Annotated in this window: 14 protein-coding genes and 1 pseudogene; 3 read left to right on the top strand and 12 right to left on the bottom strand. The window is 59.8% G+C overall.

Annotated features, from left to right (window positions below; translation table 11 throughout):
- Positions 1-85: 85 nt before the first annotated feature.
- From odhB to zapE, 3 genes and pseudogenes are all read right to left on the bottom strand, one after another.
- A complete protein-coding gene (odhB, locus tag A0U92_RS01325; protein WP_077811660.1) occupies positions 86-1318 on the bottom strand; it encodes a 2-oxoglutarate dehydrogenase complex dihydrolipoyllysine-residue succinyltransferase in 1233 nt (410 codons plus the stop codon).
- A 197-nt stretch (positions 1319-1515) separates the two neighbouring features.
- A pseudogene (locus A0U92_RS01320) lies at positions 1516-4382 on the bottom strand (2-oxoglutarate dehydrogenase E1 component).
- 290 nt (positions 4383-4672) lie between these two features.
- Complete coding sequence (gene zapE / locus A0U92_RS01315) at positions 4673-5893, bottom strand: cell division protein ZapE (RefSeq protein WP_077811659.1); 1221 nt, start codon at positions 5891-5893, stop codon at positions 4673-4675.
- A 153-nt stretch (positions 5894-6046) separates the two neighbouring features.
- On the opposite strand from zapE, the gene A0U92_RS01310 reads away from it, so the two are divergent.
- The gene (locus tag A0U92_RS01310) at positions 6047-6403 is read left to right on the top strand and encodes a carboxymuconolactone decarboxylase family protein (protein ID WP_077811658.1); all 357 of its coding nucleotides are present in this window, start codon (positions 6047-6049) and stop codon (positions 6401-6403) included.
- Between the two features lie 211 nt (positions 6404-6614).
- Here A0U92_RS01310 and A0U92_RS17950 read toward each other — a convergent pair whose 3' ends face one another.
- Both A0U92_RS17950 and A0U92_RS01300 read right to left on the bottom strand, forming a co-directional pair.
- The gene (locus A0U92_RS17950) at positions 6615-6884 is read right to left on the bottom strand and encodes a helix-turn-helix domain-containing protein (protein WP_077811657.1); all 270 of its coding nucleotides are present in this window, start codon (positions 6882-6884) and stop codon (positions 6615-6617) included.
- Positions 6884-7180, bottom strand: a complete 297-nt coding sequence (locus A0U92_RS01300) for a hypothetical protein (protein WP_236748217.1) — start codon at positions 7178-7180, stop codon at positions 6884-6886. The genes A0U92_RS17950 and A0U92_RS01300 overlap by 1 nt, the downstream gene beginning before the upstream one ends.
- 187 nt (positions 7181-7367) lie before the next feature.
- Between A0U92_RS01300 and A0U92_RS01295 the strand changes: the two genes are divergently transcribed.
- Complete coding sequence (locus A0U92_RS01295; RefSeq protein WP_077811656.1) at positions 7368-8069, top strand: LexA family transcriptional regulator; 702 nt, start codon at positions 7368-7370, stop codon at positions 8067-8069.
- 513 nt (positions 8070-8582) lie between these two features.
- Here the strand turns inward: A0U92_RS01295 and addA are convergent.
- The 5 genes from addA to fliI all read right to left on the bottom strand — a co-directional run bounded on the left by addA (position 8583) and on the right by fliI (position 18159).
- Positions 8583-12101 carry a double-strand break repair helicase AddA gene (gene addA, locus A0U92_RS01290; RefSeq protein WP_077811655.1) on the bottom strand — a complete coding sequence of 1173 codons (3519 nt, stop codon included), beginning with the start codon at positions 12099-12101 and terminating at the stop codon, positions 8583-8585.
- A gap of 376 nt (positions 12102-12477) precedes the next feature.
- Positions 12478-15561, bottom strand: a complete 3084-nt coding sequence (gene addB / locus A0U92_RS01285) for a double-strand break repair protein AddB (RefSeq protein ID WP_077811654.1) — start codon at positions 15559-15561, stop codon at positions 12478-12480.
- Positions 15562-15616: 55 nt separating this feature from the next.
- A complete protein-coding gene (gene tsaE, locus A0U92_RS01280) occupies positions 15617-16075 on the bottom strand; it encodes a tRNA (adenosine(37)-N6)-threonylcarbamoyltransferase complex ATPase subunit type 1 TsaE (protein WP_077811653.1) in 459 nt (152 codons plus the stop codon).
- A 201-nt stretch (positions 16076-16276) separates the two neighbouring features.
- Entirely contained in the window at positions 16277-16711 is a 435-nt protein-coding gene (locus tag A0U92_RS01275) for a flagellar FliJ family protein (protein ID WP_077811652.1), read from the bottom strand.
- 38 nt (positions 16712-16749) lie between these two features.
- Complete coding sequence (fliI, locus tag A0U92_RS01270) at positions 16750-18159, bottom strand: flagellar protein export ATPase FliI (protein ID WP_077811651.1); 1410 nt, start codon at positions 18157-18159, stop codon at positions 16750-16752.
- A 185-nt stretch (positions 18160-18344) separates the two neighbouring features.
- Here fliI and A0U92_RS01265 point away from each other — a divergent pair, with 185 nt between their 5' ends.
- Complete coding sequence (locus A0U92_RS01265) at positions 18345-19088, top strand: response regulator transcription factor (RefSeq protein WP_077811650.1); 744 nt, start codon at positions 18345-18347, stop codon at positions 19086-19088.
- 90 nt (positions 19089-19178) lie between these two features.
- On the opposite strand, the gene thiD is transcribed toward A0U92_RS01265, so the two are convergent.
- Together thiD and glmM are read right to left on the bottom strand one after the other, a co-directional pair.
- Positions 19179-19982, bottom strand: coding sequence for a bifunctional hydroxymethylpyrimidine kinase/phosphomethylpyrimidine kinase (gene thiD, locus A0U92_RS01260; protein WP_077811649.1), 804 nt, complete (start codon positions 19980-19982; stop codon positions 19179-19181).
- 3 nt (positions 19983-19985) lie between these two features.
- On the bottom strand, positions 19986-21344 hold the full coding sequence (gene glmM / locus A0U92_RS01255) for a phosphoglucosamine mutase (RefSeq protein ID WP_077811648.1): 1359 nt from the start codon (positions 21342-21344) through the stop codon (positions 19986-19988).
- Between the last annotated feature and the right edge of the window lie 69 nt (positions 21345-21413).

The following is a 21413-nucleotide window of genomic DNA, read 5'->3' as shown; positions in this document are numbered from 1 at the left end:
ATTCAGAGGCATGAAAGCTTCACCAGACAGCTTCCGGAAAGAAACAGGCTCTTCCATCATGAGACGGAAGAGCCTGTGCAGCGTGTCAGAGTCCGAGCAGAAGGCTGCGCGGATCTTCCACATATTTCTTGAGTGAAACCAGGAAGCTCACAGCCTCCTTGCCGTCCACGATGCGGTGGTCATAGGACAGGGCCACATACATGATCGGGCGGATCTCGACCTTGCCATTCACCGCGACCGGACGGTCAACGATGTTGTGCATGCCCAGAATACCGGACTGCGGCGCGTTCAGGATCGGCGTGGACAGCATGGAACCGTAGATGCCGCCGTTGGTGATGGAGAACGTGCCACCGGACAGATCGTCGATCTTGAGCGTGCCTTCGCGGGCTGCCTTGCCGAAGCCTGCGATCTTCTTCTCGATCTCGGCGTGCGACAGGTTTTCCGCGTCACGGATGACCGGCACAACAAGACCGTTCGGACCGCCGACAGCAATCCCGAGGTTGATGAAGTTCCGATAGATCACATCATCGCCGTCAATCTCGGCGTTGATGGCCGGAAATTCGTTGAGGGCTGCAATCACGGCTTTCGAGAAGATCGACATGAAGCCAAGCTTCACACCGTATTTCTTCACGAAGAGATCCTGAAACTCGACGCGCATTTCCTTTGCGGCGGTCATGTCGATCTCGTTGAACGTGGTCAGCATCGCCGCCGTGTTCTGCGCGTCCTTCAGGCGACGGGCGATCGTGCGACGCAGGCGCGTCATCTTCACGCGCTCTTCACGCGGATCATCCTTGCGGGGCGGCTTGGCCGGAGCCTGCGACGATACAGGCGGCTGGCTGAGAAAAGCCTGCACATCACCTTTGGTGATACGTCCGTCTTTTCCTGTTCCGGAGCCGATCTGCTGTGCAGACACACCCTGTTCCGTCATGATCTTGCGTGCGGCAGGGAAGGCCGTTGCGGCATCTGCCTGCTCCACAGGAGCAGATTTCGTTGCCGGAGCGGGAGCCGCTTTCGCAGCCGCAGCCTTCGGAGCTTCCGCTTTCGGCGCTTCAGCCTTGGCGGCAGCAGGCTTCGCGGAACCGCCCGCTTCGAGTGTGGTCAGAAGCGCGCCGACCTCGACCTCATCGCCTTCCTTCACGGCAGGCTGGCCGAGAACACCGGCCTGTGGGGCAGGAACTTCCACCGTCACCTTGTCAGTCTCCAGCTCGGCGACGGGTTCGTCAGCCGCTACCTGCTCGCCGGCTTTCTTCAGCCATTTCGCAACAGTCGCCGTCGTGACACTCTCGCCCAGCGTCGGCACCTTGATCTCGACTGACATCTCGCTTCCCACTTTCCTTTTCGAATCGGCATGTTGCGGCGCCAGACCGTCAACACCGACCTTTCAGTTATGCCCCCAACCGGAGGTCTTCGAAACTCACGCTCCCGGCACCTGATCATCACGTCTGCGAGACAGGCGACGGAAAGCGTACAACCAGAACCGGGTCACCATGATGGCGACCCGGTGTTTTCAGACAGTCAGGACAGTCCCAGCGCGTTCCTGACCAGCGCAGCCTGTTCGGCAGCGTGCGTCTTGGCCAGACCGGTTGCCGGACTTGCTGCGGGCGCGCGGCCCACATAAGCCGGACGTCCGACCTTGTGACCGGCAGCACCCAACGCTCCTTCGATCAGACGATCAACAAAGTGCCAGCCGCCACCGTTGCGGGTTTCTTCCTGACACCACACGATCTCTTTCGCGTTCGGGTAGCGCTTCAGCTCTACCGCCAGCTCTGCTTCCGGGAACGGATAGAGCTGCTCAAGACGCACGATCGCCACCTTCTCAAGCTTCTGGTCACGCCGCGCTTCGAGCAGGTCGTAATAGACCTTGCCGGAGCAGAGAACGACGCGTTCGACAGCGTTGTCTGCCAGCGGATCGATCTCGCCGATCACCGGACGGAAACTGGTACCAGTCTCGAACTCGGCCAGTGTGGACACTGCGAGCTTGTGACGCAGCAGGGACTTCGGCTCCATCAGCACCAGAGGCTTGCGATAAGGCAGCTTGAGCTGACGACGCAGGGCGTGGAAATAGTTGGCCGGAGACGTGATGTTGCAGACGAACATGTTGTCTTCAGCGCAAAGCTGGAGATAGCGCTCCAGACGGGCGGAGGAATGCTCCGGCCCCTGCCCTTCGTAGCCATGCGGCAGCAGCAGCACGAGGCCGGACATCCGCAGCCACTTCGTCTCGCCGGACGCGATGAACTGATCGATGATGACCTGCGCGCCATTGGCGAAGTCACCAAACTGCGCTTCCCACAACACAAGGTTGTTCGGGTTGTGCATGGTGTAGCCATACTCGAAGCCCAGCACGGCGAACTCGGACAGATGCGAGTTCCAGATATCGATCTTCGCCTGCCCGTCGGCGATGTGATTGAGCATCGTGTAAGGCTGCTGACTGGTCTGATCGATGACCACGGCATGACGCTGGCTGAACGTGCCGCGCTGTACGTCTTCACCAGACAGACGGATACGATGCTTTTCCAGAAGCAGCGAACCAAACCCGAGAGCCTCGCCGGTCGCCCAGTCGATGCCTTCCCCCGTCTCGATCGCCTTCGCCTTCGCCTTCATCTGACGAGTGATTTTGCTGTTGAGATCAAACCCTTCCGGCACCTGCGTGATGGCGTTGCCGATTTCGGTCAGCACGTTTTTCGCAATACCGGTTTCGACCCTGGTGACCTCTCCAGCCTTCGGGGGGGCTGCAGGCCGGACCAGTTGCTCTCCAGCCAGTCAGCCTTGTTCACCTTGTAGGACTGGGCAGACTTGAAGTCCTCATCCAGCTTCGCGTGGAACGCATCCCACAGGGCCTTCACCTCGTCTTCTGTCAGCACTCCGGCTTTCACCAGATGATTGGCGTAGACAGTGTGGGGCGTCTCATGACCGGCAATGGTCTTGTACATCACTGGCTGCGTGAAAGCCGGTTCGTCGGTCTCGTTATGGCCATTGCGGCGATAGCAGACGATATCGAGAATGATGTCGCTGGCGAATTTCTGACGATAATCGGCGGCAAGACGTGCGCCGTAGACTACAGCTTCCGCGTTATCACCATTGATGTGCAGAACCGGCGCCTCAATGGCCTTCGCCATATCGGACCCGTAGATACCGGAATGGCCATTTTCCGGATTGGTCGTGAAACCGACCTGATTGTTCACGATGATATGGATCGACCCACCAGTCCGGTAACCCTTGAGCCGGGACATGGAGAGCGTCTCATATACCACACCCTGACCGGCGAAGGCCGCGTCACCGTGGATCTGGATCGCCATGTGTGAAAGACGGGTTTCGGTATCACCGTCATCATCCTGCGCGGCACGGACCTTGCCGCAGACAACCGGATCGACCGCCTCAAGATGAGAGGGGTTCGGCTGGAGCGAGATATGGACGGAGTGGCCGCCGATCTCGACATCCGTGGAAGAGCCGAGATGGTATTTCACGTCGCCGGAACCAGCCACGTTGTCGGGTTTGAAGGAACCGCCACCGAACTCGTTGAAGATCGCGACGTAGGGCTTACGGACAACATTCACCAGCGTGTTCAGACGACCGCGATGCGCCATGCCGATGGCGACCGACTTCACACCCTGCTGCGCGACCTGATCGATCACAGCATGCAGCGCCGGGATGGAGACTTCGCCGCCTTCCAGACCGAAGCGCTTCGCACCGACATAACGCTTCTGGCAAAAGGACTCGAAACCCTCTGCTTCCGTCAGGTTCCTGAGGATCGATTTCTGTTCCTCGACCGTGACGCTGTTCTGCCAGTTGTCGCCTTCCAGACGGGAACGGAACCAGTCGCGCTGCTCTTCGGAGCGCGCATACATGTATTCCGCGCCAATCGCGCCACAGTAAACCTGACGCAGGCCAGTGACGACCTCCTTGACGGTCGCCGTATCGCGACCCGGCAGGATCGGGGACAGCAGCGTGCCGATATAGACCGGACGGTCGAGGTCTTTCGCGGTAAAACCGTAAGTGGCGGGGTCGAGCTCGACGGCCGGAGCCGGAACTTTCAGACCCAGCGGGTCGGTCTGCGCCTCCAGATGACCGAACTCGCGGAAGGCCCGGATCAGCTGCGCGATGGCGAGGCTGTCGGTAGCGGCCAGACCCGCACCTTTACCCGCATTCTTGCCGGCAGGAGCCGGAGCGGGCTCCTCACCCGTGATGATTGACTTGCGCGGCGCCCAGGAAGCTCCTGATGCGTCCTGAAGGATGGAAGCCGTTTCATCGTCCATGGAGCCGAACAGATCGGCGAAGGACGGGTCCACGCTCTTCGGGTCTTCGGCCCATCGTGCGTACAGATCGGCCACGTAAGCGATATTGCTACCGCTCAGTGCCGTCGTAAGAAGATCGCTGCCCGCCATTTTCAGAACGCTCCTGTGTTTCTTCTCAAGCTCGCGGAGGGAAGACTGTGTGCCACCTCCCCAAGCCGGTCGATAGGCCGTTTCGACATGACTGTTACGTCCAAAGCTGAAGAAGTGGTCACCTGACCGCAGAAAAAAGACTTCCGACGGATTGAATGCGTCTCTGCAAACATATCCATGACCAGAAAGCCTCCATCCCACGACCGGATGACCCGGCCATACCCGGTCCCGGCCGGATTACTGCCGAATTTGCTAGACCGCCGAAAAAGACTCGACAAGCCGTCGGGCTGTCACGGTCTGGAGAGGACTCCTCCCGGACCCTGGGCACGGCCCAGCCAGCTCTCACTGCTCATCTCCATGAGACGGGAAGCCGTGCGGGCGAATGCGTCCGCTCCCTCCCCTGACGGGAACAGGTTATCCGGGGAGTCGTCAGCGGAAACAAACAGCAGATTGCCGTTGTCGTACAAGGCGTCGATCAATGTAATGAAGCGTCTGGCGACGTTCGCATCGTCGGGTCCAAGCGATGGAATATCGTCCATCACAATAACGGGAAATTTCCTGGCGATGGCCAAATAATCGTTTGGTCCCAGCGGTCTGCTACACAGAGAAGTGAAATCGAAACGGGCCACCGGACCCTGCGCATGATCCACCGGCAGGGAGCGACCACTGAACTCCAGTGTGACTTTTTCGATCGAATGACCTTCACCGTAACGCGCGACGATCTTGTCGAGGCGATGTCTGGCTGTCTCGTCAGCCGGGACGATCCAGGTTGCGTCGTCCTGTTCGCGTCCACGGCGATAATCGGTTTCCGAATCCAGCACTTCCGTATCCAGATGACGCTGGATGATAGCGATGAACGGCTTGAACGCGTCCGCGCCGGGGCGATTCTGGAACAGATCGCCCGGCACGGTATTCGAGGTTGCGACGATGATAACCTTCGCTGCGAACAGCGCCTCGAACAGACGCCCCAGAATCATGGCGTCGGCGATGTCGTTGATCTGGAATTCATCGAAGCAGAGAAGCGTCGCATCCTGGGCGATGGTCCGCGCCAGTGGCGGCATTGGATCGCTCATGCCCGGATTGGCTGCTTTAAGGGCGCGCAGCCGCTGGTGCACTTCCTGCATGAAGGTCAGGAAGTGGATGCGCTGCTTCTTCTCGATCGTGACGCAGGAAAAGAACAGATCCATCAACATCGTCTTGCCACGACCGACACGACCGACGATGTACACGCCCCGCGGGATGCCGTCGTCGGCACGCTCATCCGACCGGTTCAGCAGTTCAGGCAGTTTTCTCGCGAGCTTGGACAGCAGGCCTTTCCGTTCCTCCGGTGGTTTGACCGGAGCGGGACGATAGGCCTCCACCTCGACCCACAAACGATCAAGGCGTCTGGCGACGCGCTCCTGATCCGGATCACGCCGCAGCGTGCCACTGGCGACACGCTCTTCATACAGCGCGAATGGACCAGAGGTCCGGGACTGGGCGGAAAGGGGCTGTCTGTTCATGGTATCCATGCTTCTGCCGATAGCGATGCGTGCTGTCACCAGCAAGAGAGGGGCGATAGGCCACACTCGCTCGTGACACCATACTCACGCGGTGGTGAAGAGGCAGCACCCGAACATCGTCCTATCGTAGGCGCTCCACACCCGAGCAGAGGAATTCAGGATATGACGGACTGGGCAGACTGGAATGAACGGCGCGAACATCTGGGACAAGCCATCGGGGCTTATGGAGCCGTCGCACCTGATACGGTCTCGAGCATTCTCGCCCTGAACGGAGCCAGCGCAAAGACCGGCCATCTTGACGCCAAAACCCGTGAACTGATTGCGCTTGCGGTCGCGGCAACCACCCGCTGTGACGGGTGCATCACCATTCACGCAGAAGAAGCGGTAAAGGTTGGAGCGACGCGGGAAGAGATTGGCGAGGCGCTCAGTGTCGCCATCGCCCTGAATGCCGGCGCGGCGCTTGTTTACTCGACCCGTATCATGGACGCGTTTGACGCCGCAAAAAAAGCCGGAAGCTGAATCATGACACGTAGTATGGGTCTGTTACTCTTCAGGCCCATCGTTCCATGAAAGCACATCATGATTCCGGATAGACTGAATATTCATAATCTCCCGTTATTTTTCAAAACGACGATATCCGCAAATTCTTAGATTCCAACATCAGAAATACATTCCGGACAGAATTTTACCCACGCCATCCGCTTGCCCTGACAAACCACTCTACTGCAATTCAGTGAAAAGACCGTCTATTGTGCAGGCTTATGGCGCCCATGCTGATGACATTTCCGGGCGGCAATGGGTCGTTTCCCTGCGCGATACGGCGCTGACTGACCATGGTGGCAAGATGCTCTGTCCGGGCTCGCATCAGAATCCGATGAACATAAGAACGTGACGCCCCAATCTGCTCTGAAATGGCACGGATGCTTTTCCCCTTGGCATAAAGCGTCTTTGCCGCCTTCCCCAGGTCTTCCGCACGTTCTTCTTCAAACTTTCTGACCATCACGCATGATTCCCTGAAAAAGATAATGACTCCAATGAAAAACTGACGTTCAGGTCACATAGTTTTTTCAGAAGAGTTTCCATCGCCGTTTCAGCCAGTTCCAGCGCAACGGCTGTGGCGCATGATCCGGATACAGCCACCTGCGTGCAGCACTGAGCCCGGAAACGTAATTCATTCAGTTCTTTTTTCTGCTCTCCTGTAAGAGCCGAAATCATGACGTTCCAGCTTTCATCACTCATACGAATGGGATTGGGCCCATCATATGAGCGCAAACAGACTTGTCTTTTACGATCCATCTGTGACATACATCACCTAACAAGTAAGAATTTTTATTGTTTTGAGTTTTTTATGAGTTATTAACGACTTTCGAACCACCCTTTCGGAGGAAAATATGAGCCATTTAACTCACATCATCAAGCGAAAAACGTTATGCCAAGAGTGTTATTATAGAGACGCACTCTGCAATTCTCGTAACACACTGTAATGACAGAAGAAAAAACTCCATCCCGTCGGCGGCGCGGTCCCACGTTGAAAGAGGCTCCGGATCTTGCAACGCGCGAAGGGAGGCTGACGCACGCCATCCAGCGTTACGGGTCCGCGCGGCAACTGCATCAGGCTACCGGCATTTCCGAGTCCATGATAGGGAAATACCAGAAGCCTGGCGCAGACTGGAAACCTTCGAAAATTGATGAAATATCAAGGGAACTTGGCGTCTCCGTCGAATGGCTCTGGACAGGTGAGTCCAGGCTCTCTTCTTCCGTTGCCGTCGTTTATTACGATGCCAGAGCCTCTGCCGGCTTTGGACGGACATGTGAGGAAAGCGTAGGCCATCCCATACAGTTTCCCCGATCCTTCCTGACGGAAGAACTGGGCCTGCAACCGTCCGGCCTGATCATGATCACGGCCGACGGCGATTCCATGCTTCCAACCATTCACAGTGGAGACCGCCTGCTGATTGACACCCAGCCCTCCACAAGGATTGAGGGCGTCTATGCTGTAGTGATGCATGGCGGCCTGTTCGTGAAGAGAATTTCCCGTACTGCCAACGGTGATTTCCTCGTCCAGTCCGATAATCCCGCATACCAGTCAGCAACGTTCCCTGCCGAACAGGTCAGTCTTGGCTCCCCTGACGGCCACGCCATGAGCATCATCGGCAGAGTGGTCTGGACCATGCAGCGCGTATGACCACCCCAAAACCTCCTGCAAATCCACAAGGCATTTCTGATAAATATTTTCAAAAACACCTGACAACATCATTATATAATATGGCGCATCGTCGTTAACTGAAAATATTTCGACGATCAGTTATATCGCCACGAAAATAGCGACCTCATGGACTGCCATACCGCCGACTGAGCCAACCTGACGTAAAAGCGCTCGGTCTGATTTCCTTGCCTGCAAGGAATAAAAACGATTTTTCGCAAATGCTGATATTTGTCTTCACTGGATGAAGGCTGATATCCTCTCTCCTTCACATTGATCCATCGACCGATCAATGTCGCAATCCCGGCCTGCGATCAACTCTTCAGGCCCAGCCTTTTATTCAGGTGTCATGAATAAAGAGACGCCCACCCGCCTCTCCAACAGGAACCGCGGTCGATTTCCAGGAGACAGTGCATCACCAAACGACACAATCCTCTGGAGCTCTCTTGAAGAATACATAATTTTTTGTGAAAGAGAGGTTTGGAAAATTCCTCCTCACTCCGGACTGTATTGATCCAGCAGATCACCCGGCAGCACCGTGACCACCGGAACCTCCGTCCAGACCAGACAGCATTCTACGGTGCGCCCCGGATAGAGTGACTCCAGAAGAGCCCGATAGGCCGCCATCTGCCGCAGATACATGACCGGCGTGCGCTCCACGGATGCGGGTGGACGGCGGTTGGTCTTGAAGTCACAGACCAGCACACGATCGGGCAGCACAATCATCCGATCGACCTGACCGACAATCACGGTTTCACCGACAACACCCGCCAGCCTCTGCTCCGCGCGACTGCCATCCGCAAACAATGGCGCCAGCACTGTCGATTCCATCACCGCGATGACACGAGCGACCAGTCGGGCCGCCTCCTGCTCATCCAGTCGGTTTCCCGGCTGAAGCAGCCAGTTATAGCCTATATCTGTCCGATCGGCTTCCGGTCGGTCGGGAAGAAACTGAAGCAGGGCATGAACGAGCGTGCCGCGTCGGAACGCCGCCTCACGCGCCGCGTTCGGAGTCAGTGCGGCAATATCCAGCGGCGAGCGCGTGGAAGGCTGTTCACCAAATGGAGCATCATCAGGACGGCTCGGCGACAGCGGCCGGGCCAGCGCAGACTCCACTGGTGGAGCCGCAGGTGTCCAGTCCGGCGCATGCCCCGCCCATGCCGGAAGAGGGGCCGGGGACGGAAGAGGCGCTCGCGCGTGCATCGTGCGGCTGACAGTCGCGGTCTCCTGCAGGATCAGGCGTGATCCCTCCCACCCCAGATCGAACGGCTCGGACACCGCCTCCGCCGCAGTGAAACCATCCACGCAGCGCGCGTACCAGCTTTCATCGCTCAGCGTGCGACCGGTTTCCCATCCGCAAACCACCAGCCGATCGCTGGCCCGCGTCAGGGCGACATAAAGCAGGCGGTTATATTCTTCCGCTGCCTGCTCACGCAGTTTCTCACGTACAGCTTTCGTGACGTCCGTGGCGGTGTCGGTGCGGGGCACAAATACCGGCAGACTCGGATCGCCTCCCTTCGCCTCAAGCCAGAGCAGCCTGCTGTCGGAACGGGGCGTCCCGATCGTGTCGGGCAGAATGACCAGCCGCGCCTGCAATCCCTTCGAGCCATGCGCCGTCATCACACGCACAGCGTTCCCCGTCGCCTCCGCTTCCCGCTTGACGCTTTCATTGGAATTGCGAAGCCAGTGCAGAAATCCCTGCAGGGAATGGGCGTGCTTTTCTTCGTAGCGAAGCGCCGCGGAGAGAAGTTCGTCAATCGGTTCTGCGGCTTCCGGACCAAGACGCGCAAGGATACGCGCCCGACCGCCATGCACACCCAGAGCCTCGGACAGCAGCGTGTAGGGCGAGGCGTAATCCACGCGACGGAACAGGGCCGACAGATAAGTCCATGCCGCCGACCAGTCTGGGCGCTCGGCGTGACGCTCTCGCAGGACCGTCCAGAGCGGTTCACCGTCGCGATCCATCGCCAACCCCATCAGGCTGTCATCGCTGAGGCCGCCAAGCGGGGAAGTCAGCACGCAGGCCAGTGTCAGATTGTCCTGCGGCAGAAGCAGCGCGTCGCACAGCGCCATCAGATCCTGCACCACTGTCTGGTCGGCAAGTCCGGTCCGCACGAGCGTCGCCACCGGCACGTCAGCGGTCTTGAGGGCGCGGATCAGGGCCCGCACGAAGGCGGAACGGCGGGGCACGAGTATCAGCACGTCACCCGGCGTCAACTGCGTTTCACCCGGTGCCGGAGGCAGCAGCAACTGCGTGGCAATCCAGCGGGCCAGCGTATCCGCGAGACGTTGCTGAGACGAAACCTGCCCCACATTCTTTCTTGTCGCAGCCCAGGGATCAGGTTCCTCGGCGTCACCCTCTCCCTCGGTCATGCGGGGTACGAGCGGCCAGAGTTCAACACGGCCACCCTGTCCTGGCCGGGCGGATTCATGGCGCGGCATGGACTGGCCCGGCTCGCTGACACCCCGTGCGGCCAGAGGATGACTGAACACCGCATCGACAAGAGACAGGACCGGGGTGGTGGAGCGAAACGAGACGGTCAGTTGCGGTTCGCGCCAGAGAGCCTCCGCACTCTGCGCACGTTTTTCAAAAGTCTGACGCCACTCCCTGAAGGCTTCCGGATCAGCGCCCTGAAATCCGTAGATCGACTGCTTGTAATCGCCCACAGCAAAGACCGTGCGGGGACCGGCGTTCTCATCGTGAGCCCCCACACCGGAGAAGAACTCTTCTGTCAGGTCACCGGCAATGCGCCACTGCGCGCGGGATGTATCCTGCACCTCGTCGAGAAGAAGATGATCGATTCCACCATCAAGTTTGTAAAGCACCCATGCCGCACCAGGATCACGAAGCAGACCAAGTGTACGGAGGATGAGGTCATCATACTCGACCTGCCCGCGAAGAGCCTTGCCCGCACTATAAGTTTCCAGAATCGGAGCCGCAGTCCGAAGCAGGGCGAGTGTCAGCGTCGCGAGCGTGATAGCGCGGCGGGTTTCCTCGACAGCAAGAATACGTCTGCCTTCTTCCTGAATGCGCTCGACAGTCTTCTCATTGTTTTTAGCATATTTTTCGCTGGTGCCGGCGTTTTTACGCAGCTCACCCTTTCCTGTCAGAAAAAACGCCTGCCACTCCGACCATGCCGCCGCCCGATCCGACGGATATTTCGCCAGCCAGTCCAGCATGTCGGCGGCACGACGTTGCGCTGTGGCAGGAGCCGTTTCCTGCATCGTCCTGAGAGCATCCCGCAACGCCGCTTCTTCCGGAATCTCCGTACAGGCCGCAAGAAGCGGGTCCGCGGATGGAGCCGCTTTCACCCCGAGCGCCCCGAGCAGCTTTTCCCGCAAGGCTTCCCTGTCGGTGAGCGCAAGGACCAGCACATCCCTGACCTGGCCACTGAATCGAAGTTCGGTCAGCAGACCCAACAGATCGACAAGTGAAATCTGCGCCGCCAGAGGCTCGACCAGACCCGCAGGAAGACGTCCAAGCTCCGCTTCCGTCGCCTCCGACAATGCCAGTGAGGCGTCCGTGTCCTCCATCAGCGTGAAATGCGGATTGGTGGCGGCTTCAAGCGGAAAACGACGCAGGAGTGACTGACAGAAAGCATGAATCGTGCCGATCCGCATACCACCGGGCAGATCAAGCACCCGTGCGAACAGGGCGCGGGCTTCTGCGCGGGCCGAGAGCGGAACGTTCAGTCCGCCAAGCGCCTGATCCAGTTTCTCATCGGACAACGTGACCCATTCACCGAGTGTACGCTGGAGACGGATCGCCATTTCCGCTGCGGCCGCCTTGGTGAATGTGAGGCAGAGAATGCGCCCCGGCCATGTGCCGGGAATGAGCGGCCCGGTCGGATCGTGAGGATTCTGACGCGGCAACATCAGGCGCAGCAGGCGGTCAATGAGAAGCTTGGTCTTGCCGCTGCCCGCAGACGCCGACACGAACACGGATGCGTTCGGATCTGACGCGTCATTCTGCTGCACGTTGGCGAGGTCAATGGCGCTGGTGGGTAGGGTCATGCCGACAACCTCATGCGTTTCTCAGGCGGCGCTGCTTTTGACCGGCAAAAGCGTGTGCCTCTGGAAACCGATAATTGAGAAAGCAACCGGGATGAACGGGTCCACGCCCCCTTCGGGATGTGGGCAGAGCCCGGACTTCCTTTGGAACGCTCCATAATCAGGACCACCGACGTCCGAGGAGTGGCTTTCGCGTGGGGTGCAGACGACAGAGGGCAGGCCACGTCTCTCCCCTTCCTCTCTTCCGCCCTGAAAGACAGGTCGGGATCACAGAGACTGTGTCCCTGCGTGGAGTTCGGGGTAACGCCCCCTGAACCGGCCATCCCGATTCCGGATGGGCTCTCAAACAGCTCAGCCATAAACAGAAGCGGGGCGGTATTCATTCTCCCCCCTCCTCCCGAGCCGTGCTCCATTCCGTCACGCGGGCAAGCTGGGCATAGTCTGCGAAACGCGGCGGCTTGCCGGGATGAGGATGTGAAAGATAAGGCTGCGCCTTGCTATCATAAGCCTCCACACGCTGGCGCAGATTCTCCCAGGCCTGCCGGGCGAGATCCGCGATACTGATCTCCCTGCTTTTCACCACCGTTTCTGACCCCGGTTCCGCACCGCCGGTCAGACGCCAGTAGATCAGGTCGCCGACTTCAGAACGGCTGCTCTCGTCGGCAGAAAAATGTTTCGTCGCCTCCGGAAACGCCCCCAGTGTCAGCATGGCCGCTTCCAGTGGAAGCTGAGGACTCCATCCGGCGATCACCTCCTTCGTGGAAGGCACGGTGCCGGTCTTGTAATCGAGCAGAGCCATCTTCCCGTCGCCAAACAGATCAATCCGGTCAGCGCGCCCCGTCAGGGTGAAGGCGCCACCCGGCACATCCGTAATGGTGGCGCGACCTTTGACTTCCGTCAGAATGGCGCGCGGCGAGGCGCTTTCCCGTCGGGCGGCTTCAGCCTGCGCAACCCAGTCGGCAATACGGAGCAGACGAGGCCGCCACCACGAGGCGAGGGCCGGGCGCAGACTGGTGGCGTCCAGACTATCGAGAAACGCCCTGCGCAGGGACACGACAGGATCATGCGGCCAGTCCGCGCCGTGCTCGCGAAACCATATGTCGAGCGCACCGTGCACCAGCATCCCGTAGTCGGACGCATCGACAGACTGCTCCAGCGGGTCGAGCGGCCGCAGATTCAGAACATGCCGGGCATAGATGGCGTACGGGTCACGCATCCATGTCTCGATCTCGGTGACACTCAGTCGCCGGGGACGCTTGTTGACGGGAGGTCTCGGCTCTGGAGCGGCGACAGGCTGGGCGGCGCCGTTGGGCCGATCAATCTGCGACAGCCATGACTGCGCCGGGTGCTCGACCAGTTTCTGTCCTCTCCCGGCAAGAAAGGCGTCCAGCCTCACCAGCCAGCGGGCTGGAACAGCGGGCGCGCCATCCCGACGCCCCGGTGTGGACAGAACGATGTCCGGGGCGGACGACAGGCAGGACGCGAAATCATGCGCCGCCTGCCCGATGGCCTGCTCTGGAGAAGGCAGCCCGACACGCGCCCGCATGGGACGGCTGAGCCACGGGCCGGGATCGGTTGCGGGAGGCCAGACTCCCTCGACCAGTCCGCCCAGCACCATAAGATCGACAGTCTGGAGACGCGCTTCGGCCAGACCCCAGATAAACACGCGGGGATGAAGTGTGATGGTCGCCTCGCCCCGTCCTCTCAGCGCCCGACGACTCTGCACGCGCTCTTCGGTAAAGACGGCAGCCAGCAATCCGTCAAGAACGGCCCACGGCTGCGGCGGCAGGACATCGGTGGCAGTCAGGAGATCGGAGAAACGACGAGCCAGCGCGTTTCCATCCTCACCACGCCAGAGTTTGTCCGCACCCGGCGTATCATCGGTGCTGGTCAGCGCCTCCGCTGCCTCGAGCAGCGCCGTAAGCTGATCCGGCAGGGTCCGTTCCTCACGGGCGCTTTCCAGTGCGGGGGCAAGGCAACGCTCCATCGCGGTCAGGAAAAGGTCGAGAGGCTGCGGCTCATCAGGCCGATCCGCCGAGACGCCATCAAGCGAGACCCCTTCTTTCTTCTGCTTCTCCAGCAGAAGCAGACGCAGGCCGTCGATTCCCGGTGCAGGCGCAGGTCCACGCAGAAGCTGGCGTTCCAGCAGACGGGCGGAGGCACGGGCCGTGCCGGGTGACATGCCGCATGCAACGAGAGGATGTTTCAGCAAAGCCAGAAGCGATACCGGAGCGAGATCCTGGTCCACCGCCTGAGCCAGCAGTCGCAGCAGAACCGCGGTGGGCGTGGTGATGAGCAGTTCTCCCGCACTGTCATCGGCGAGAACACCCCAGCGAGCCAGTTCGGCGGCGACCCGCCCCGCCAGTGCGCGGTCCGGGGTGACCAGGGCGACCCGCCTGTTCTTCTGCTCGATTCCCGCTCTCAGGATCAGTGCGATAGCGGCGGCTTCCTCCTGCTGATCAGCGCAGGCAAGACGATGCAGACCGGCGCATTCGCCCCGTTCAGGATTGGCCGCCCAGTCTGACAAGGCTGCGGCGGGCAGCAGGGCCCGGGCGATGGTCAGGGTGCGGGCGGCGAGAACCGCGCGGCTTTCGTCGTCGGACAGAATGGAAGGCCATGTCTCCACATCGTCGCGACGGGCCTCGAGACTGGCCAGAAGCCGTGACAGGCCGGCCTGCGGATGGCCGTCCGGAAGCGTGGCGAACGTCTCGTCATCCATCTCACGATCAAGGCCGGGAATGACCAGCCGCCCCTGTGGATGATGCAGCACTCCCCGAAGCGCATTGACGGTGGACGGCAACGCATCAGTAAAGCCAACGGCCCAGAGACGGGCCGTCCCGTCCACCTGATGCGCCCAGTAGTCCGCCTGCGCATCCAGCAGCGCGATCTGGCGTGCGACAGGATTCATCATTCCCTGTTCCTGCAGCCACGCAGGCCAGACGCTGGTGATGATGCCGAGGAATTTGAGAGTCGCCTGCCAGTGAATGGCGAAACTCTCGTCGACAGCATCCGGCAATGCTTCCGCGAGAGTGATGCCCGAACGCTCGGCTTCATCCATCAGGTCCGCCAGCGCACCGGCCAGAGGCCATGCCTGATCGAGCATCGGACGCGTTCCGAAAGCCGTTTCCGCCTGAAGCACAAGCCGCGTCAGGATGGCGAGCCGACGCATGGGCGGCACGGCGGGGGGCAGCAGCAGGGCATCAGGGCTGGCAAGCGCTGTTTCCGCTTCATCCAGTCCACCGATCGGAATGATACGGGGCAGCAGAATGGCGCGTCCATCGGCCTGCCGGAGAAACGCTTCCGTCAGGGCGCGGGCAGCGCGGCGACCGGGCAGGACAAGAGCGCCATCACCGATCCGTTCTGGGTCTTCCTCCACCCCAGCGGTCCAACGTGCCGCAATTTCATCAAGAAAGCGCAGGTGCGCGGGGATCGTGGCGAGGCCCGGAGCAGAAGAAGCGTTCATCGGGGAAGGATGGTCCGTGAAAAAGAGAGCTGCAAGGGTGCCACCATCCAGCCATTCACAGGCGGTCCGCCCATCCTGTCAGCACAGCTTCACGGGGCAGATCTTCCGCATCAGAATCCTGCCCGGCGATGGGACGTGGTTTCAGCGTGACATGCAGGGCGTCAGGCGGCGTGAGGTCTTCCAGACGCTCCGGCCATTCAACCAGCACGATTCCTGTGCGGGCATCTTCCCACCCCAGTTCTTCCAGTGCTTCCGGCCCCTGCAACCGCCAGAGATCGAAATGCGCCACCTCACCTTGCGGCGAGTCGTAGGACTGCACGAGTGTAAAGGTGGGGCTGGGGACATCCAGCGTCGGATCATGACATAGGCTGCGGAGAAAGGCTCTCGCAAAAACGCTTTTCCCCGCTCCCAGTGGACCGGAGAGCAGAATGGCGTCCCCGGGGCGGGCCAGACCGGCCAGTCTGCGGGCAAGAGCCTCGGTCTCGGACCGGGTGTTCAGCGAAAGGGCGGTCATGAACAGAATCCGGATGGTTACCAGGGACAGAAGAAACTCCCTGTTTCCTGTGTCTCTGTGCTCCTGTCACGATCTTTCTGCTGCAAATGACGCCTTATGGGACAGAAGGCGCTCCACGCGCCTCCGCGCTGGAGCAAGGCTCTTGCAGAAAGCCTGAAGATGGCCGGGCGCTGTATTGCTGATCCGGCAAATGAGATTCTGTCAGTCTGGCTTCCTCTGCGTGGCGCGACGCATGGCGAGATCATCCAACATGGCCTGTTCCTTTTTCTGCGCCAGTTCCTGCTGCTCTTTCGCCCGGATTTCCGCCAGTTTCTCAGCAGCTTCAAGAGCCGAACGCGCCATATTGACCCGTGTGCGACAGGCTTCCACCTCCATGGCGGCATCCTGTTCACTCAGGCGCGCCTTATCGAGAGCGATACGCCCGATCGGCAGCCACCGGGAATAGGCCTCGACCACCTGATCATCGGCCGAAAAATCCAGGGCTATGTCCCTCTCCCGCACCATGTTCTGCTCCGCCGCCTTTACGGCGTCAGAAGTCGTCATGGCGCGCGCCAATGCCTCCGAAAGCAGTTTCTTGGCTTCATCAAGTTCCTGTTTTCTGATTTTCAGGAGGGAATCAAGCGGTGAAGAGGGCATTGGACTGTTCTCGGTCTGGGGGAAGTTACGTCAGATGATCAGGAAACGGCCCTGGCGGCCGCGACCGAGTTCTCCTGAACAGGGATTTCTGCGAGCGCATCTCTCAAGGCTGCAAAGCTCTCGTCCAGCGTGCAGCGCTCATGGCGTCCCTGTGAAAGGACGGACTCAATGGCTGGCCGAAGTTTGATGGCTTCATCAACTTTCGCATCGGCGCCGGGACGATAGGCTCCGAGCCGGATCATGTCGGCCATCTCGGCATAAGTAGCGAGAATGGCCCGGGCGCGACGGGTCAGCGCGTTTTCATCTTCGGAATTGCAGCCCGGAACAGTACGGGACAGCGAGCGCAGGATATCGATAGCCGGATAACGGCCTGTCTCCGCGATACGGCGATCCAGCACCAGATGCCCATCCAGAATGCCTCGCACCGCGTCAGCGACCGGTTCGTTCTGGTCATCACCTTCCACAAGAACCGAAAAAAGAGCGGAAATCTGTCCGGCGGACCCATCGGGACGCACAATGCCGGGTCCGGCCCGCTCCAGAAGCCGGGGCAGTTCGGCGAAGACCGAGGGAGGATAACCTCGTGTGGCCGGAGGCTCACCAACCGACAGGCCGATTTCGCGCAGCGCCTGACAGAAACGGGTGACGCTATCCATCAGCAGGAGCGCCGACTTGCCTTCATCCCGAAAATATTCGGCGACAGCAAGGGCCGCGTAAGCTGCTTCCCGTCGCATGAGCGGAGGTGAATCCGAGGTTGCGACGATCACGACCGAACGGGCGAGCCCTTCCGGCCCCAGATCGTCCTCGACAAACTCCCGGACTTCCCGTCCCCGTTCCCCGACGAGGGAAATCACGGCCACATCGCAGGCCGTATTACGGGCCAGCATCGACATCAGCGTGGATTTCCCCACGCCAGACCCCGCGAAAAGCCCGAGTCTCTGGCCCTCCCGACAGGTCGTGAAGAGGTTCATGGCCCGGACGCCAAGATCGAGTCTCGGTCCCAGACGGGCCCGCAGCGTTGCATCCGGCGGGGACGTGCGCACCGGACGGGTCACAGACCCCGGTGGCAATGGCCCCTTGCCGTCGAGAGGACGTCCGAGCGGATCAATGATCCGCCCGATCCATCCGTCTGAAACAGAAAGGCTTCCCCCCGGTTTCGGTGTCCGTGATCCAAGAAAGACAGGAAACCGGACCTCGTTTCCGCTGGCGAGTCCATCAAGACTGCCGAACGCCATGGCATGCGCATGACTGGCGGAAAATCCAATAATTTCCGCAGGAATCGAAGCGCCGTTACGTCGCATCAGCGATACACGGTCCCCGACTGACGCGAGACTCCCGAGTCCCGCGACTGTCACGGCAAGGCCGGACAGGGAAGTGATATGCCCGGTCGCAATGGCGGCAGGAATGCCCGCACAGGTTGCGTTAACCTGCGCGAGGAAATCCGGTTTCATAAGAGTTCTCCGGCTGAGGCCATTCGATATCCCCACTTTCTGAGGCAAATAGATAAAAAAAAAGACAATTTACGGGTTTATGATGGCATCCAAGAATCTTTATACAATCTTTACGTGAAATTTCCGTAGACCAATACAACCCAAGGTGGTAACTAATGGTCAACAACGAACCAAGGGTTACTGTCATGCGCGTTCTGCTCGTTGAAGACGATCTCTCTGCTGTCGGTGAAATCACCCAGATCATGAAAGGCGCTGGTTTCACAGTCGATCATGTTCAGTCTGGTGAAGAAGCCGTCGAGATGCTCCGGCATTATGATTACGACCTCGCCGTGCTGGAGCTGATGCTCTCCGATATCGAGGGATATGAGGTTGTCCGTCGGGCCCGTGCAGCGCGCGTCGCAACCCCGATGGTGGTCCTGTCCGGCCTGACGCGCCCGCAGGCAAAGGTAAAAGCATTCTCCATCGGCGCTGACGATTACATGACCAAGCCTTTCGACCCCGATGAACTGGTGGCCCGGATGCAGGCCATCCTGCGGCGTTCCAAGGGCTTCAGCGAACCGACCCTGCGTGTCGGTCCCCTGAAGCTCAGCCTTGATAGCCGGGAAGTTACGGTGAATGAGGCTCCTGTTCATCTGACAGGCAAGGAATACGCCATTCTGGAACTGCTGGTGCTGCGCAAGGGAATGGTCCTGACCAAGGATGCGTTTCTGAACCATCTTTATGGTGGAATGGATGAACCGGAGATGAAGATCATCGACGTTTTCATCTGCAAGCTGCGGAAAAAGCTTCAGGCGGCTGGCGCAGGCAATCTCATCACCACAGTATGGGGCCGGGGCTACATGCTGCGCGAGCAGTTCCATCGCATGGACACACACGAAGCCGAAATGGCTTCCGAACGACTGGAAACCCCCGAAATCGTCGCAGCCTGAGCATCGTCCCTGTCAGAACGCCGCATTTGACAGAGTGTTTTCTGCTTCCGCAGACCAAAAACACTCTGTCAGATTTTCAAGCCTTTCGGTTCAGGCTCTCCAGTTCGCGGCAATCGTAACGCCATGATCGAGCGGACCTGCTCCGTGCCCGTAGCCCGGAGCGTGGGTAATAGCGCCAATCAGATAGGCGCGAGCTTCCTTCACGGCGTCTCTCAGTGAACGTCCCTGTGCAAGCCGCGTTGCGATCGCACTGGCAAGCGTGCAGCCCGTTCCATGCGTATGGCGGGTATCAATACGCTGAGACGTAAAGATCTCGACCGTATCACCATCCACAAGAATGTCAGCGAGATGAGGGCCCTTCATATGGCCGCCCTTCACCAGCACCGCCGGGACACCCTTGCTGCGCAGCGCATGACCTGCATCGATCATGTCCTCCGCCGTCTCGATCTTCACGCCAAGAAGCGCTTCAGCTTCGGGGATATTCGGTGTCAGGAGTGTACAGAGCGGCAGAAGAGAATCGATCAGCGCCGAAATGGCGTCCGGAACAAGCAGTGCCGCACCACCTTTCGCCACCATCACCGGATCAAGAACGAAGGGGATTTTGCGGTAACGGCTGATTTCTTCCGCGACCACATGAATGCACTCAGCCCTGCCAAGCATCCCGGTCTTGAACGCATCGGCACCGATATCGTCCAGTACACATCTGATCTGGGTCCGGAGAAATTCGGGCGGCACGTCAAGAATATCGACTACACCTAGCGTGTTCTGAGCCGTCAGGGCGGCGATCGCCGTCATCGCAAAACCATCAAGCGCGGTGATCGCCTTGATGTCCGCCTGAATGCCGGCCCCTCCCCCGGAGTCGCTGCCCGCTATGCTCAGAACCCGCCCGCGCATGGATCAGGCCACCACATGGGCTGAGTTGATCGCATCGCACATCGCGTCCACGGCCCGGTTCACATCCGATTCGTGTTCGGCTTCCACCATCACGCGCACCAGTGGTTCGGTCCCACTCTCACGCAGGACAAGGCGGCCCTTCTGTCCAAGCTGCGCCACCACATCATCGCGGGCGGCCTGCACTTCCGGCAACCGCAGAGGGCTGGCTCCGGAAAAGCGGATATTTTTCAGAAGCTGAGGGTAAGGCGTAAAGACCCGGCACACCTCGCTGGCCGGACGACCGTCCTCAATCAGCACGGCCAGAACCTGAAGCGCTGCCAGCAGACCATCACCCGTGGTTGCGAAATCGGACAGAACCACGTGCCCAGACTGTTCACCGCCAACATTGGCCCCGTTTTCACGCATCCGCTCGACGACATAGCGATCACCAACGGCCGTGCGCTCAAGTGTGAGCCCGCCATCCGCCAGAAAGCGCTCAAGCCCCATATTGGACATGACCGTGGCGACGACCGAAGACGTCGCGAGTCGCCCGGCCCTGGCCCATGAACGCGCGATCAGACCAAGGATCTGGTCGCCATCGATCAGATGCCCGGTCTCATCAACCAGCAGCATCCGGTCAGCATCACCGTCCAGCGCAATGCCGAGATCAGCGCCATGCCGGACAACGGCTTCGCAAAGCTCTTGCGGATGGGTAGAGCCGCAGCCTTCGTTGATGTTCACGCCGTCTGGGTCACAGCCGAGACGAATGACTTCCGCGCCCAGTTCCCAGATGGCAGCGGGAGCCACGCGGTAGGCAGCGCCATTCGCACAGTCGATGACGATTTTCAGCCCGTCGAGACGACAGCCCTTGGGGAGAGACGCCTTGGCATGTTCGATGTAGCGGCCCGCTGCATCGTTCAGACGCGAGGCGCGACCAATCTCGGCGGGCGACGCCAACTGTGACGACAGATCCATCATCATCAGGGTTTCGACCGTGGTTTCTTCCTGATCCGACAGCTTGAATCCATCCGGTCCGAACAGCTTGATGCCATTGTCACAGAAAGGATTATGGGAAGCGGAAATCATCACGCCCAGATCAGCGCGAAGAGACCGAGTCAGCATGGCGATGGCAGGCGTCGGCATCGGACCGACAAGCGTCACATCCATGCCCGCCGACAGAAACCCGGCCACAAGCGCGCATTCGATCATGTAACCCGAAAGCCGGGTGTCCTTGCCGACCACAACGCGATGGCGGTGACTTCCCCGGCGGAAATGCAAACCAGCAGCCTGACCGAGCTTCTGAGCAATCTCCACAGTCATGGGAGAAGTGTTCGCCTTCCCCCGGATGCCATCGGTCCCGAAAAACTGTCGTGTCTTGCTCATGCCGTGCCTGAAGTCGCCTGTGTAAATCACTGTGGAAACGGAACATCCGTTAATGACCGCCTTCTTTAC

The sequence above is a fragment of the Acetobacter aceti genome, from assembly GCF_002005445.1.
GTDB lineage: Bacteria > Pseudomonadota > Alphaproteobacteria > Acetobacterales > Acetobacteraceae > Acetobacter > Acetobacter aceti_B.
This window is presented reverse-complemented; position numbering and strand designations above follow the sequence as displayed.